General features: G+C 56.9%; 14 protein-coding genes. 6 read left to right on the plus strand and 8 right to left on the minus strand.

What is annotated here, in order from left to right:
- Positions 1-14: 14 nt before the first annotated feature.
- A complete protein-coding gene (locus HWQ14_RS06265) occupies positions 15-857 on the minus strand; it encodes a 23S rRNA (adenine(2030)-N(6))-methyltransferase RlmJ (protein ID WP_176609254.1) in 843 nt (280 codons plus the stop codon).
- Positions 858-1,034: 177 nt separating this feature from the next.
- Here HWQ14_RS06265 and prlC point away from each other — a divergent pair, with 177 nt between their 5' ends.
- Together prlC and rsmJ are read left to right on the plus strand one after the other, a co-directional pair.
- Complete coding sequence (prlC, locus tag HWQ14_RS06270) at positions 1,035-3,077, plus strand: oligopeptidase A (protein ID WP_176609255.1); 2,043 nt, start codon at positions 1,035-1,037, stop codon at positions 3,075-3,077.
- A 7-nt stretch (positions 3,078-3,084) separates the two neighbouring features.
- On the plus strand, positions 3,085-3,849 hold the full coding sequence (gene rsmJ, locus HWQ14_RS06275; protein WP_176609256.1) for a 16S rRNA (guanine(1516)-N(2))-methyltransferase RsmJ: 765 nt from the start codon (positions 3,085-3,087) through the stop codon (positions 3,847-3,849).
- 68 nt (positions 3,850-3,917) lie between these two features.
- On the opposite strand, the gene uspA is transcribed toward rsmJ, so the two are convergent.
- On the minus strand, positions 3,918-4,355 hold the full coding sequence (gene uspA / locus HWQ14_RS06280; RefSeq protein ID WP_003861223.1) for a universal stress protein UspA: 438 nt from the start codon (positions 4,353-4,355) through the stop codon (positions 3,918-3,920).
- A gap of 282 nt (positions 4,356-4,637) precedes the next feature.
- On the opposite strand from uspA, the gene uspB reads away from it, so the two are divergent.
- Positions 4,638-4,973, plus strand: a complete 336-nt coding sequence (gene uspB, locus HWQ14_RS06285) for a universal stress protein UspB (protein ID WP_059294351.1) — start codon at positions 4,638-4,640, stop codon at positions 4,971-4,973.
- Positions 4,974-5,015: 42 nt separating this feature from the next.
- On the opposite strand, the gene HWQ14_RS06290 is transcribed toward uspB, so the two are convergent.
- The 3 genes from HWQ14_RS06290 to pitA all read right to left on the minus strand — a co-directional run bounded on the left by HWQ14_RS06290 (position 5,016) and on the right by pitA (position 7,461).
- Complete coding sequence (locus tag HWQ14_RS06290; protein ID WP_176609257.1) at positions 5,016-5,423, minus strand: hypothetical protein; 408 nt, start codon at positions 5,421-5,423, stop codon at positions 5,016-5,018.
- Positions 5,401-5,790 carry a polymorphic toxin type 44 domain-containing protein gene (locus HWQ14_RS06295; RefSeq protein WP_176609258.1) on the minus strand — a complete coding sequence of 130 codons (390 nt, stop codon included), beginning with the start codon at positions 5,788-5,790 and terminating at the stop codon, positions 5,401-5,403. The genes HWQ14_RS06290 and HWQ14_RS06295 overlap by 23 nt, the downstream gene beginning before the upstream one ends.
- Before the next feature lie 171 nt (positions 5,791-5,961).
- On the minus strand, positions 5,962-7,461 hold the full coding sequence (pitA, locus tag HWQ14_RS06300; RefSeq protein WP_176609259.1) for an inorganic phosphate transporter PitA: 1,500 nt from the start codon (positions 7,459-7,461) through the stop codon (positions 5,962-5,964).
- Between the two features lie 228 nt (positions 7,462-7,689).
- Between pitA and HWQ14_RS06305 the strand changes: the two genes are divergently transcribed.
- Positions 7,690-8,886, plus strand: a complete 1,197-nt coding sequence (locus tag HWQ14_RS06305; RefSeq protein ID WP_176609260.1) for an NAD(P)/FAD-dependent oxidoreductase — start codon at positions 7,690-7,692, stop codon at positions 8,884-8,886.
- Between the two features lie 29 nt (positions 8,887-8,915).
- Here HWQ14_RS06305 and HWQ14_RS06310 read toward each other — a convergent pair whose 3' ends face one another.
- Complete coding sequence (locus HWQ14_RS06310) at positions 8,916-9,863, minus strand: hydroxyacid dehydrogenase (RefSeq protein WP_176609261.1); 948 nt, start codon at positions 9,861-9,863, stop codon at positions 8,916-8,918.
- The gene (locus tag HWQ14_RS06315) at positions 9,863-10,555 is read right to left on the minus strand and encodes an RraA family protein (RefSeq protein WP_176609262.1); all 693 of its coding nucleotides are present in this window, start codon (positions 10,553-10,555) and stop codon (positions 9,863-9,865) included. The genes HWQ14_RS06310 and HWQ14_RS06315 overlap by 1 nt, the downstream gene beginning before the upstream one ends.
- 169 nt (positions 10,556-10,724) lie before the next feature.
- Between HWQ14_RS06315 and HWQ14_RS06320 the strand changes: the two genes are divergently transcribed.
- Positions 10,725-11,462, plus strand: a complete 738-nt coding sequence (locus tag HWQ14_RS06320) for an IclR family transcriptional regulator (protein WP_148420604.1) — start codon at positions 10,725-10,727, stop codon at positions 11,460-11,462.
- A gap of 35 nt (positions 11,463-11,497) precedes the next feature.
- Here HWQ14_RS06320 and HWQ14_RS06325 read toward each other — a convergent pair whose 3' ends face one another.
- Positions 11,498-12,832 (minus strand): MFS transporter, encoded by a 1,335-nt coding sequence (locus HWQ14_RS06325; RefSeq protein ID WP_176609263.1) that lies wholly within the window; start codon positions 12,830-12,832, stop codon positions 11,498-11,500.
- A 328-nt stretch (positions 12,833-13,160) separates the two neighbouring features.
- Here HWQ14_RS06325 and HWQ14_RS06330 point away from each other — a divergent pair, with 328 nt between their 5' ends.
- Positions 13,161-14,186 carry a TerC/Alx family metal homeostasis membrane protein gene (locus tag HWQ14_RS06330; protein ID WP_176609264.1) on the plus strand — a complete coding sequence of 342 codons (1,026 nt, stop codon included), beginning with the start codon at positions 13,161-13,163 and terminating at the stop codon, positions 14,184-14,186.
- Positions 14,187-14,207: the final 21 nt, after the last annotated feature.

Raw genomic sequence — 14,207 nt, forward strand, 5'->3', positions numbered from 1 at the left:
ACCGATGGCTGCGATTACTCCGGCACGATCCAGCTTACCGTGGCGTGCCCCGTTCCGGCAGGCACCAGCGTTTTGTGCAGCCACGGCAGCACGTTGTTCATCTGCGCTTCCAGCTTCCACGGCGGGTTGATAACGATCATGCCGGAAGCGGTCATGCCGCGCTGGTCGCTGTCCGGGCGTACCGCCAGCTCAATTTGCAGGATTTTACGGATGCCGGTGGCTTCAAGGTCTTTAATCATGCGCTTGATCTGCGCGCGCAGCACCACCGGATACCACAGGGCATACGTCCCGGTGGCAAAGCGCTGGTAGCCTTCGTTGATGCCGGTTACCACCGCCTGATAGTCGGTTTTGATTTCGTACGGCGGGTCGATCAGCACCAGGCCACGGCGGGAAACCGGCGGCAGTTTGGCTTTCAGCTGCTGGTAGCCATCGGCTTTGTCCACGCGGGCGCGGTTATCTTTCTGAAACTCAGAGCGCAGCAGCGGAAAGTCGCTCGGGTGCAGCTCGGTCAGCTGGAGGCTGTCCTGCTCGCGCAGCAGCTGGCGGGCAATCAGCGGAGAGCCAGGGTAATAGCGCAGCTGGCCGTTACGGTTGAAATGATTCACCACGCCGATGTACGGCTCCAGTTCGGCAGGCAGATCGTCCTGCTGCCAGATACGGGCGATCCCTTCGAGATATTCACCGGTACGCTCGGCATGCTCGCCGCTCAGCTGATAACGGCCCGCGCCCGCGTGGGTGTCCAGATAGAGAAACGGTTTATCCTTCTCTTTAAGCGATTCGATAATGAGGCTCTGAACGGTATGTTTGAGAACGTCGGCGTGGTTGCCAGCGTGGAAGCTGTGGCGATAACTAAGCATGGGTAATGAAATTCCGCTGAAATGACGATTTGCCACAGTTTACAGCAGAACGGTTCAGATTACCCGCAGGCGCGGTAAGCGCGGCTATTGAAATCCTCTACACTTAACCCCATTACTGAACCATATGCACAGCGCCGGATGCGCGCTACATTCACCTATTTCAACAGGACAGCGTTTATGACCAATCCATTACTGACGCCTTTTTCGTTGCCACCGTTTTCTAAAATCCTCCCCGAGCATGTGGTTCCAGCCGTTACGCAGTCGCTGGAAAACTGCCGCGCGGCGGTAGAAAACGTGGTCGCGCAGGGCGCGCCGTACACCTGGGAAAATCTGTGTCAGCCGCTGGCCGAAGTGGACGACGTGCTGGGGCGCATTTTCTCCCCGGTGAGCCACCTGAACTCGGTGAAAAACAGCCCGGAACTGCGTGAAGCCTACGAGCAGACCCTGCCGCTGCTCTCCGAGTACAGCACCTGGGTCGGCCAGCACGAAGGGCTGTACAAAGCCTACCGCGACCTGCGCGACGGCGACCACTATGCAGGGCTCAACACCGCGCAGAAAAAATCGGTCGATAACGCCCTGCGTGATTTCGAACTGTCCGGGATTGGCCTGCCAAAAGAGAAGCAGGTTCGCTACGGCGAAATCGCGGCGCGCCTGTCCGAGCTTGGCAACCAGTACAGCAACAACGTCCTTGACGCCACCATGGGCTGGACGAAGCTGATTACCGACGAAGCGGAGCTGGCGGGTATGCCGGAAAGCGCGCTGGCGGCGGCGAAAGCCCAGGCCGAAGCGAAAGAGCAGGAGGGCTTCCTGTTAACGCTGGATATCCCGAGCTACCTGCCGGTGATGACCTACTGCGACAACCAGGCGCTGCGTGAAGAGATGTACCGCGCCTACAGCACCCGCGCCTCCGATCAGGGGCCGAACGCGGGCAAATGGGACAACAGCCCGGTGATGGCGGAAATCCTCGCCCTGCGTCACGAGCTGGCACAGCTGCTGGGCTTCGACAGCTACGCGGATAAATCCCTCGCCACCAAAATGGCCGAGAACCCGCAGCAGGTGCTCGACTTCCTCACCGATCTGGCGAAACGCGCCCGTCCGCAGGGCGAGAAAGAGCTGGCCCAGCTGCGCGCCTTCGCCAAAGCGGAGTTTGGCGTCGATGAGCTGCAGCCTTGGGATATCGCGTACTACAGCGAAAAGCAGAAGCAGCACCTCTACAGCATCAGCGACGAGCAGCTGCGCCCGTACTTCCCGGAAAACAAAGCCGTAAACGGCCTGTTCGAAGTGGTAAAACGCATCTACGGCATCACCGCCAAAGAGCGTACCGATATCGACGTCTGGCATCCGGACGTGCGCTTCTTCGAGCTGTATGACGAGAAAAACGAGCTGCGCGGCAGCTTCTACCTCGATCTCTACGCGCGTGAGAACAAGCGCGGCGGAGCGTGGATGGACGACTGCGTGGGCCAGATGCGTAAAGCGGACGGAACCCTGCAAAAGCCGGTCGCCTACCTGACCTGTAACTTTAACCGTCCGGTCAGCGGCAAGCCGGCGCTGTTCACCCACGATGAAGTGATCACCCTGTTCCACGAGTTTGGTCACGGTCTGCACCACATGCTGACCCGCATCGAAACCGCAGGCGTCGCCGGTATCAGCGGCGTGCCGTGGGATGCGGTCGAGCTGCCAAGCCAGTTTATGGAAAACTGGTGCTGGGAGCCGGACGCGCTGGCGTTTATCTCCGGCCACTACGAGACCGGCGAACCGCTGCCGAAAGCGCTGCTGGATAAAATGCTGGCGGCGAAAAACTACCAGGCGGCGATGTTTATCCTGCGCCAGCTGGAGTTCGGCCTGTTCGACTTCCGCCTGCACGCCGAGTTCAGCCCGGAGCAGGGGGCAAAAATCCTCGAGACCCTGGCCGAGATTAAAAAGCAGGTCGCGGTTATTCCAGGGCCTGCCTGGGGACGCTTCCCGCACGCGTTCAGCCATATCTTTGCAGGCGGCTACGCGGCGGGCTACTACAGCTACCTGTGGGCCGACGTGCTGGCGGCAGATGCCTTCTCTCGCTTCGAAGAGGAGGGGATCTTTAACCGCGAAACCGGCCAGTCGTTCCTCGACAACATTCTGACCCGCGGTGGTTCAGAAGAGCCGATGGAGCTGTTCAAACGCTTCCGTGGCCGCGAGCCGCAGCTGGATGCGATGCTGGAGCATTACGGGATCAAAGGCTGATTGCTACGTGAAGATCTGCTTAGTAGATGAAACGGGCGCCGGAGACGGCGCCTTATCTGTTCTGGCGGCCCGCTGGGGGCTGGAGCACGATGAAGACAACCTGATGGCGCTGGTGATGACGCCGGAACATCTCGAGCTGCGCAAGCGCGACGAACCGAAGCTTGGCGGTATTTTTGTCGATTTTGTCGGGGGCGCGATGGCGCACCGGCGCAAGTTCGGCGGCGGCCGGGGCGAAGCGGTGGCCAAAGCGGTCGGCATTAAAGGGAGCTATCTGCCGGACGTGGTTGACGCCACGGCTGGGCTAGGGCGCGACGCGTTTGTGCTGGCCTCGGTGGGCTGCCGCGTGCGGATGCTGGAGCGTAACCCGGTTGTCGCCGCGTTGCTCGACGACGGGCTGGCGCGAGGTTACGCGGACCCGGAAATCGGCTCGTGGTTGCAGGAGCGTTTGCAGCTGATCCACGCGTCAAGCCTGACGGCCCTGACGGACATTGCGCCGCGCCCGCAGGTGGTTTACCTCGACCCCATGTTCCCGCACAAGCAGAAAAGCGCGCTGGTGAAGAAAGAGATGCGTGTGTTTCAGTCGCTGGTGGGGCCGGATTTAGATGCGGACGGCCTGCTGGAGCCTGCACGCCAGCTTGCAACGAAGCGGGTGGTGGTGAAACGGCCTGACTACGCGCCGCCGCTGGCGAACGTTGCCACGACCAACGCGGTGACCACCAAAGGGCACCGGTTTGATATCTATATCCCCTCACCCCAACCCCTCTCCCCATAGGGGCGAGGGGCTCGATCGTTCCCTCTCCCCTATGGGGAGAGGGTTAGGGTGAGGGGAATTTAATGCACTTACTCGTCTTCTTCGTCGCGCAGAGGAACAATCAGCATATCCACATGCACGGTGTTAATCAGCTGGCGCGCTGAAGACATCAGCTTGCTCCAGAAGTCCTGATGATGGCCGCATACCACCAGGTCCATATCGTATTTCTTAATCGCATCAACCAGCACCTGGCCCAGGTCGCCGCTACCGCTTAAGGTTTCGGTGATCGGATAGCCCGCGTTGGTGGAAAGCTCGCTCAGCGCGTGGTGAGTCTCTTCGGAGATGCGTTTCTGCATATCGCCAAGATTCACGTCGATCAGACCGGTGTAAAGGTCGGAGTAATTCACATCAACGTGAATCAGCGAAACTTTCGCGTTGTAGGGACGTGCCATAGAGACTGCTTTATCAACCAGCACTTTGCTCTCCGGGGAGAGGTCTACCGCGATAAGAATGTGTTTGTAAGCCATAGTGTTACTCCTTCCTTAAGTTATCGATGACTAAATGGGAAAGCGTCGTCTGATGCTTTCATTACGGCCCAGTTAAACATATTTTTCAAGCTTTGGTGTTGATAACGATTAACCTTGTGGCAAAAAAATTAACGGATCTCCTACACTATTCAATGAGCCGTTCGGATATCAAAACGCGAACCGGATCGACTTTTAGTCATTCTTTCACTGAACTGTCTGTCAGGGCATTGGTGTGCGGTAGCTCAGGAGCCTCGCTTCGTGGGCGGACGCCGGGGAGGATGTATGATTAGCACCGTCGCATTGTTTTGGGCGTTATGCGTGGTTTGCATAGTGAATATGGCGCGCTACTTCTCATCGTTACGTGCGCTGTTAGTGGTACTTCGTGGTTGCGATCCGTTGCTTTATCAGTATGTGGACGGTGGAGGGTTCTTCACCTCGCACGGGCAGCCCAGCAAGCAGATGCGTCTGGTGGGGTATATCTACTACCAGCGCTACCGCGATCACCACGATGAAGAGTTTATCCGTCGCTGCGAGCGCCTGCGTCGTCAGTTCATTTTGACCAGCGCCCTGTGTGGCCTGGTGCTGGTGAGTATGATTGCACTGATGATTTGGCACTGAGCATAAAAAGGCGAGGGCGTCCTCGCCTTTTTATTATGTAGCTTAAGGCGTAATCGTGAACCGGAGGTCTGAGATATTTTCCTGAATCGAGATAACTTTACCGCTGTAAGATATGCTCACTGCCCCGTTTTTGGTTAAGCTGGCATTCGTAATAGTGCCAGTGCCCTCAATGATGGGAAGTTTCGTTGAGAGTTGCTGAATAATGTCCGCGTCATCGCCCACCAGCTTATTTGACAGATAATAACGGTAAATAGTTGGCACGGTTGCGCCACCGTGATGATTCGCCGTCATGTACAGCCAAACGCTATCCGAAACGTGATAAACATGCTGCAGCTCGTCGTTACTGCGGGGATCGGGCTGTTGGTTTAGCCAGATAAAACCCGTAACCATGATGAGAAGTACAAGCGTGAGAAGCCGATGGAGCCATCTAATAACCGTTCTGAATGGCATAGTCTATTCCTTCTCTGATATTGCGCTGATCGGTTGGGTCGTCACCGTAAGGCGGCTTATCGTACCAATTACCCCATTCAGGTCTTAAGGTACCTGCGCGATGCTGAGCCCAACCTGCGCCCATAAGCAGGATCTTTGCAGGAATTCCTGCAGCAATCCCTGCGGCACCGAAGTTGAAATTACCGAAAGCAGCAAAATACGGATCGAATTTTTTATAATCCCATGGTCCGCCATTTCGGACTTTTTGATAAAACCAGTAATAGGTAGAGGCCGTCGCCATATTTCGTGACATTCCATTTTGTCGCGCTTCACGCATGTTGTTAACTATAACAATTGAACCAGGGCCGGGAGTTGGAACAGAAGCCATACATTCTCCAGTATGCGTTATGAGTCCTGCCGGAGATGATAGATTCTTGTATGGAGATTTTCTGAACATAAAATGTTCAGAATTTCCTAATGAAATGACTGAGTTAACAAATTTTGTACATAAAAAAAGCGGGTCAGTTTCCTGACCCGCTTTTTTGTCGCCTTCAACCGATTAAATCAGCTTCAGCGAAATCCAGTACAGACCGCCAGACAGCAGGATTGACGCCGGGAGGGTAAACACCCAGGCCATCAGAATGTTGGTCACGGTTTTACGCTGCAAACCGCCGCCGTCAACAATCATGGTACCTGCCACGGAAGAGGAGAGTACGTGGGTTGTTGATACCGGCATACCGGTGTAGCTTGCCAGACCGATAGAAACCGCCGCCGTCATCTGCGCGGACATACCCTGCGCATAGGTCATGCCTTTCTTACCGATCTTCTCGCCGATGGTGGTCGCCACACGACGCCAGCCAATCATCGTACCGATACCCAGCGCCAGCGCGACGGCCATGATGATCCAGATTGGCGCGTACTCAATGGTGTTGAGCATATCGCCTTTCAGTTTCTTCAGCAGACGTTTGTCGTCACCAGTCACCTCTGGCAGCTTCGCGACTTTATCGGTCACGTCGGAGATGCAGAGCATGATGCGACGCAGCTGGCCGCGCTGTTCAACAGCCAGTTTGTCGTAGCTTTCGATATCGGCCAGCATGCCCTTCGCACGTTCCAGCGCGTTAATCGCGTTTGCCGGGTGGCAATGGAACTCGCCCGGTGCAGTCAGTGCGCCAGAGTCAGGAGAAGGGATAAGCTGGTCTACGCCGGTTGCTTTCTTCAGCAGATCCGGGTGCTGCTGGAAGTACGTTTCAACGTTGTTCACCGCATCACGGGTACGGGTGATCTCGTAGCCAGAGGCATTCATGTTAACCACGAATCCCGCCGGTGCGACGCCAATCAGAACCAGCATCACCAGACCAATACCTTTCTGACCGTCGTTAGCACCGTGAGAGAAGGCAACGCCGATGGCGGAAACGATCAGAGCGATACGCGTCCAGAACGGCGGCTTTTTCTTGCCGTCTTTCTTTTCACGCTCTGCTGGCGTGAGGTGGATGCGCGCGCGTTTCTTCGTGTTGCTCCAGTAGCGACGCAGAATGAAAATTAATCCACCCGCAACGACCAGACCCACGATAGGGGAGATGATGAGAGAGCCAAAAATGCCCAGCACTTTAGGCAGGTTCAGCGCATCAACAACCGATGTGCCGGTCATCAGGGCATTGGTTAACCCGATACCGATAATCGCGCCGATAAGGGTGTGAGAACTGGATGCAGGCAGGCCGAAATACCAGGTTCCGAGGTTCCAGATAATGGCGGCAAGCAGCATTGAGAACACCATGGCAAGGCCATGACCAGAACTAACGTTAAGCAGCAGATCCGTTGGCAGCATATGCACGATCGCATACGCAACGCTCAGTCCGCCCAGGAGGACACCAAAAAAGTTAAATACCGCCGCCATAACAACCGCAAGCTGCGATCGCATTGCGCGAGTGTAGATAACCGTTGCGACTGCGTTTGCGGTGTCGTGGAAGCCGTTGATCGCTTCGTAAAACAACACAAAAACCAGAGCAAGCAATAATAAAAGCCCGGTATGTAAATCCAGGCCGGCAAACAAATGTAGCATAGGACGTTACGCCATTTTGAGGACATGAACGCGGCGCATTATCCAGGACAAATGCGCAACGGGCAAAGTGAAATATAGACTTTTTTTGACATACCACCTGATTTGAGAAATGTGCCTGAAAGGATAATCTTTAAATATCAATGGAATGGCTTTGTAATATCTTTTTACGCTGGTGCGACCACTGAGGAAACTTTACAATCCGCGGCAGTTAACGAAGAGGATTTTGACGTGGAAAGGTTTGATGCCGTAGTAATTGGCGCCGGTGCGGCGGGTATGTTTTGTGCGGCAATGGCCGGACAGGCGGGTCGTCGCGTGCTGCTGCTGGATAACGGAAAAAAGCCTGGCCGTAAGATCCTCATGTCCGGCGGCGGGCGGTGTAACTTCACCAACCTTTATGTCGAGCCGGCGGCCTATCTGAGCCAGAACCGCCATTTTTGTAAATCTGCGCTGGCGCGATACACCCAGTGGGATTTCATTGAACTGGTGGGTAAACACGGCATCGCCTGGCATGAGAAGACGCTGGGACAGCTGTTCTGCGACGACTCCGCCCAGCAGATTGTCGATATGCTGGTGGCCGAGTGCGAGAAAGGCGGGGTGGTCATGCGCCTGCGCACGGAAGTGCTCGGGGTCGCGCGCGACGAGCAGGGGTACACGCTGCAGCTCAACGGCGAAACCGTCAGCGCCGATAATCTGGTGATCGCCAGCGGCGGCCTCTCGATGCCGGGGCTCGGCGCCTCGCCGTTCGGCTACAAAATCGCCGAGCAGTTTGGCCTGAAGGTGCTGCCAACCCGCGCCGGGCTGGTGCCGTTCACGCTGCATAAGCCGCTGCTTGAGCAGCTTCAGACGCTTTCCGGCGTGTCGGTTCCGTCGGTCATCACTGCCGAAGACGGTACGGTATTCCGCGAAAACCTGCTCTTTACCCATCGCGGCCTCTCGGGGCCGGCGGTGTTGCAGATCTCCAGCTACTGGCAGCCGGGGGAGTTCGTCACCGTGAACCTGATACCGGATTGCGATCTGGACGCGTTCCTTAACGAACAGCGCGCCACGCACCCGAATCAAAGCCTGAAAAATACCCTGGCGATACAGCTGCCGAAGCGTCTTGTGGAGTGTCTGCAGGCGTTAGGGCAGATCCCGGACGTGTCGCTTAAGCAGCTGAACAGCCGCGAGCAGGAAACGCTGGTGGAAACGCTGACGAACTGGCGCGTGCAGCCAAACGGCACCGAGGGCTACCGCACGGCGGAAGTAACGCTGGGCGGCGTTGACACGAATGAGCTTTCCTCGCGCACGATGGAAGCCCGCAACGTGCCGGGCCTCTATTTTATTGGCGAAGTGATGGACGTAACCGGCTGGCTCGGCGGGTATAACTTCCAGTGGGCGTGGGCCAGTGCCTGGGCATGCGCGCAGGCACTCGCTGAGGATAAGTGACAGGCGGGCGCCGTCATTCATCAATGCGCTTACGGGCTGACGGTGGCGTCGTCAGTCACGCGCAAAACGTCCAGAATATTGCTGGCCGCCACGGTTCCCATCTTAATGTAAGACGCTGCGCTGACGCCGCCAATATGCGGCGAGATAATGACGTTTTCGACGTTCTGCCACAGGTTCGGGGCGGTCAGTGGCTCGCTGGTAAAGCTGTCGAGTGCCGCGCTGTGCAACGTTCCCTCCTTCAGGGCGTGGAACAGGGCTTCATCGTTTATTAACCCGCCGCGCGCCGTGTTAACCAGAATAGCGTTACGCTTACAGTGCGCGAGCGTCTCTGCGTTGATCATTCCCCGGTTTTCGTCGGTGAGCGGGCAGTGCAGGGAGATAACGTCGGCACGGGAAAGCAGGTCCGTTAAGGTGTTTGCCCGCTCACAACCTGAAGGCATCGTTTTAGCGTACGGATCGTACGCTACCACCCGCATGCCGAATGCCTGACCTACAGCCGCAACCCGCGAGCCGATAGCTCCCAGGCCGACAAGCCCCAGCGTCATACCTTCCAGTTCGATCGATTTGTGCGTGGCTTTATCCCAGTGCCCGTCGCGCAGGCGCTTATCGAGGGTGACCACGGATTTGGCACAGGCAAGGATCAACGCCCAGGTATGCTCTGCCACCGCAGCCGCATTGGCGCCGGGGGCGGAACGTACGGCGATATTACGCGCCGCTGCCGCTGGCTGGTCTATCACGTCAATGCCGCTTCCGTGTTTCGATATGACCCGTAACGCGGGGGCTGCGTCCATGATCCTCGCGGTTATCCTGCCGTAACGCACCAGGATGGCCACGGGATTGTGCCGCTCGCACAGCGTAACCAGCTCATTTTCCGTAGGCTGACGGCCGGCATACACCACGTCAACGTCCCGCAGCATGTCTACAGCCTGGTCTGCCAGATCGCTCCCGGTGACCAGCACAACGCGTTTCCCTCCCATTACAGCGTCTCCCCGTCAGATAACATGCCCGCCTTGCGCAGCGCGTCGTTAAGCCAGTGCGGACGTAAATCGCCCTCACGAATAGCAGCAAGACGTCTGGTCTCCGTTTCGAGTTTCCCTTTAGCCATGGCGATAACGGCCTGAACTTCATCACGCGGGATCGCCACCACGCCGTCGATGTCCGCTACAACCAGATCCCCGGCTCGTACCGTCGCTCCGGCAATGGAGATGGGATGATTAACCCGGCCAGGAATTGATTTTGTCGGGCCACAGGGGTTAAGGCCGGCGGCGAAGACCGGGTAGTGCCCTTTACTCAGGGTGTCGGCATCACGTACCGCCCCGTCAATGATGATGCCCGCGATACCGCTCGCCTGAGCCTGCGTCGCCATAATCTCGCCGAGCAGCGCGCAGGTCAGGTCGCCTTTTCCGTCAACAACCAGCACATCGCCCGGCTGCGCGACGGCCATTGCGGCATGGATGGCCAGATTATCTCCCGGACGCACCTCCACGGTGACCGCCGGGCCCGCAACGGCCATGTGAGGTGCGAGCGGCTTGATACGGCCATGCAGCGTACCGCGGCGACCGGCAACGTCCGCCAGAATGGCGGCCTGATACTCGGCGGCCTGGTGCACCTCTTCGGTCGATACGCGTTCGAACTGACGGTTAATGAATGATTTTTCTGAAACGGACATGAATGCCTCCATATTGTTTTACTGTGTACAATGCAGGTGTACAATACAAAACAACTATAGCGGTGTAGCTTTCCCTTTAGCCAGATCTGCGACGGCGTTTGTGATGTAAACACGAAGTGACTCACAAAAATTAAGGTACACTCACTGCCGAGCAGAAAAGGAGATGATGATGGGTAATGAAGGCGTTGTAGCGGTCGAAAAGGCGCTGGCTTTACTGGATTGCTTCCGTCCCGGCGATGAGAGCCTGACGCTGACCGCGCTGGCGCAGCTGTCGGGTTATCATAAAACCACGGTTTACCGGTTAATGAATTCGCTTGAACGAATGAACTATGTCGTCAGGCACGAGGACGGCAATTACGCGCTTGGCCCACGTCTGCTTTACCTCGGTAAGCTTTATGAGCAATCTTTCCATCTTTCCCGGGTGGTGCAGCCCGAGCTTCAGGCGTTATCTCTGGCCTCTCAGGAGAGCGCCAGCTGGTATGTCCTGGAAGGCGGGCAACGCTTGTGCCTGTTCCGTGCGGAAGCCTCCCACGGGCTACGCCACAGTAATCTGCCGGGCACTCAGTTTCCGCTGGACGATTCTGCCATCAGTAAGGTGCTTCGCCACTGGGGCCTGAATGACGCGCTCCCGGAGGGGGAACCCGCCGTGCCGCTCTATACCGCAGGCGCCCGGGATCCGCATACCGCGGCGTTTGCGATGCCCGTCTTCGGCGTTAACGACAAGCTGATTGCGGCGCTGGCGCTGACCGGCCCTATTTCCAGACTGACAGAAGATCGGCGTGAACAGGGGATCAGCCAGCTGATGCACGCCACCGCCAGTCGCCTGTCGCAGAAAATGGGGGCGAGTAAGGCTTTCTGCCAGCAGTTTTATGGGGAAACGCAAGACGCTGCGGAAGAGAGCCTCTGAGCATAACGCGGGACGGGCGTCCCGCTTTTTTATGTCTAATGGGTGACCTGCTTTTCATGCAGATGCGAATTGCGCGCCTGCCGTCCCATCACCAGCACCGCGACACCTCCTGCGACGCACAGCGCAGCCAGAGGAAGCATGGCCAGCGTGTGGCTACCGGTCCGCTCGCTGATGATGCCGTAAGCGTTAACCATCACCGCGCCGCCGATAAGGTTCGCGATGGCGCCAATCGCGGCCAGCCCCGCAGCGGCAGACGTGCTGCTCATCCAGCCTGACGCCAGCGCCCAGAACGGCCCCTTCATTGAATACGCCCCTATCAGAATGATGCTCAAAATAATAATCGTGGCAAAAAGGGAGGTGCTCACAAATGCGGCGATTACGCCTGCGGCAATCATGAAAAGGGTCAGAGCGGTATGCCAGCGGCGTTCGTTAGTTCGGTCAGAACTCCGTCCCCAGACAATCATCAGTACGGATGCCAGGCCGTAAGGAATGGCGTTGAACAGCCCGGTCTCCAGATTATCCAGGTGGAACGATTTCAGCAGCTGCGGTGACCAGACGCTGATCGTGGTGCCTGCCGATGACGCGCCTGCGTAAATCAGGGCCAGGAGCCAGATTTGACGATGCCGGAGCAGCTGCCACGTCGTCTGGTGACCGATATTTTTTTGCTGCTGACGCTCGGTTTCAAGCGTCGTTTCCAGCCATTTTTTCTGTTCCGCGCTAAGCCAGTTGGCCTGGTGAGGGCGATCGCGAAGAACAAACCAGGCGGCAATACCCAGCAGAACCGCGGGTAAACCTTCAATGATAAACAGCAGATGCCAGCCGCGCAGGCCCAGCCAGCCATCCAGTGAGAGGATCAACCCGGACAGCGGCGAGCCGATAAAATTGGCCAGCGGGATCGCAACCATAAAGGACGCGATGATTCGCGCGCGGTAGCGGGAAGGGATCCACCAGGTCAGAAAGAGCACGACGCCGGGGAAAAAGCCCGCCTCAGCGGCACCCAGCAGAAAACGCACGATATAAAGCGACGTGGTGTTTTGTACCAGTGCCATGCACATGGATACCACGCCCCAGCTGATCATAATGCGGGGGATCCACAAGCGTGCGCCAACTTTCTGCATCGCCAGATTGCTTGGAACTTCAAACAGAAAATACGCCACGAAGTAGAGGCTACTGGCGAAGCCAAACGCCGCTTTGCTGAGGCCGAGATCCTCATTCATCTGTAGCGAAGCCATACCGATATTGCCGCGATCGATAATGGAAATCAGGTAACTGACTATCAGAAACGGAAGAATACGCCAGATCACCTTGCGCATAGTTTCTCGTTCTATGTCCTCAATGGCGGCAACGCCATTACGAATATGTTCTGTCATGTGTTCCTCGCAGGGTCTGTTCTTGGTTTTATCAGGTACAACTCAGTTTTATTAAACAAAACCACTATAGCGTCCGCGCGTTCTTTTTATCCAGTTAATGGAAGGTTTAAATGATGTAAATAAGACGTGACTCACAGATAATGCGCGCTGCGGAATGTGCCTAAACGACAGATGCACCACCCCACGTTGTGAGGTAAAGTACCTACCTTGCGCGGCCAAAGAGCTGCGGTTTTGTGGGGTATATGCGAATAACACGTTCCCCCATTTCCACTTCTGGTTTACGCCAGCCTGCATGGTGTTGTGTTTTGTCTTCTTAAAAGGGTTGTCTATGTCTGCTGCTCATCTCGGTTTCCCGACGGAAACCGTTGTTGTCTTTGTGGTGATGGCCGTTGGGGCGATGTTTATCGACCTCTTCATGCACCGTCACGATAAACCGATCTCGCTGAAAAGCGCGGCCATGTGGTCCATCTTCTGGGTCATGATGGCCATGGCGTTTGCCGGCTTCTTATACGTGCACCACGGCGCGGAGATGGCGAGCCTGTTCCTCACCGGCTATGCGCTGGAAGAGGTTCTCTCCGTCGACAACCTGTTCGTGATGATGGCGATCTTCGCCTGGTTCGGCGTGCCGGATAAGTATCGCCACCGCGTGCTCTACTGGGGCGTGCTGGGGGCGATCGTGTTCCGCGGTATTTTTGTTGCTATCGGCACCAGCCTGCTGAGCCTGGGGCCATACGTTGAGGTCATTTTTGCGCTGGTCGTTGGCTGGACGGCGGTGATGATGCTGAGGCGCAATGAAGAGAGCGACGAGGTGGAAGATTACTCCGATCACCTGGCGTACCGCCTGGTAAAACGCTTCTATCCGGTCTGGCCAAAAATCAGCAGCCATGCGTTTATCCTGACCCAGAAAGAGGTGGATGCCGAACTGGAGAAGCCTGAAAACAAGGATGTGACGGTAGGCCGCGTGAAGAAGGCGAAGCGCTACGCGACGCCGCTGCTGCTCTGCGTCGCGGTGGTGGAGCTGTCCGACGTTATGTTCGCGTTCGACTCCGTTCCCGCGATCATTGCCGTCAGCCGCGAGCCGCTGATTATCTACAGCGCAATGATGTTCGCGATCCTCGGCCTGCGTACCCTCTACTTCGTGCTGGAGGCGCTTAAGCAGTATCTGGTGCATCTGGAGAAAGCGGTAGTGCTGCTGCTGTTCTTCGTGGCGTTCAAGCTGGGGCTAAATGCCACCGACCACTTCTGGCATCACGGTTACAGCATTGGCGCGACGGCCAGCCTGTTTGTGGTGTTGGGCGTGCTGGCGCTGGGGATTATTGCGAGCGTGATGTTCCCGGGGAAACGTGAGGCCTGATGTACCGCCCGGTGGCGCTTC

It is taken from the genome of Enterobacter cloacae (genome assembly GCF_013375935.1).
Classification (GTDB): Bacteria; Pseudomonadota; Gammaproteobacteria; order Enterobacterales; family Enterobacteriaceae; genus Enterobacter; species Enterobacter pasteurii.

Bases quoted from the DNA above. Each gene is read 5' to 3' on its own strand.
- prlC (WP_176609255.1), top strand. From the start codon at position 1,035: ATGACCAATCCATTACTGACGCCTTTTTCGTTGCCACCGTTTTCTAAA.
- HWQ14_RS06325 (WP_176609263.1), bottom strand. From the start codon at position 12,832: ATGACAGAACATATTCGTAATGGCGTTGCCGCCATTGAGGACATAGAA.
- HWQ14_RS06290 (WP_176609257.1), bottom strand. From the start codon at position 5,423: ATGCCATTCAGAACGGTTATTAGATGGCTCCATCGGCTTCTCACGCTT.
- pitA (WP_176609259.1), bottom strand. From the start codon at position 7,461: ATGCTACATTTGTTTGCCGGCCTGGATTTACATACCGGGCTTTTATTA.
- uspA (WP_003861223.1), bottom strand. From the start codon at position 4,355: ATGGCTTACAAACACATTCTTATCGCGGTAGACCTCTCCCCGGAGAGC.
- HWQ14_RS06315 (WP_176609262.1), bottom strand. From the start codon at position 10,555: ATGTCCGTTTCAGAAAAATCATTCATTAACCGTCAGTTCGAACGCGTA.
- HWQ14_RS06265 (WP_176609254.1), bottom strand. From the start codon at position 857: ATGCTTAGTTATCGCCACAGCTTCCACGCTGGCAACCACGCCGACGTT.
- HWQ14_RS06310 (WP_176609261.1), bottom strand. From the start codon at position 9,863: ATGGGAGGGAAACGCGTTGTGCTGGTCACCGGGAGCGATCTGGCAGAC.
- uspB (WP_059294351.1), top strand. From the start codon at position 4,638: ATGATTAGCACCGTCGCATTGTTTTGGGCGTTATGCGTGGTTTGCATA.
- HWQ14_RS06330 (WP_176609264.1), top strand. From the start codon at position 13,161: ATGTCTGCTGCTCATCTCGGTTTCCCGACGGAAACCGTTGTTGTCTTT.
- HWQ14_RS06295 (WP_176609258.1), bottom strand. From the start codon at position 5,790: ATGGCTTCTGTTCCAACTCCCGGCCCTGGTTCAATTGTTATAGTTAAC.
- HWQ14_RS06320 (WP_148420604.1), top strand. From the start codon at position 10,725: ATGGGTAATGAAGGCGTTGTAGCGGTCGAAAAGGCGCTGGCTTTACTG.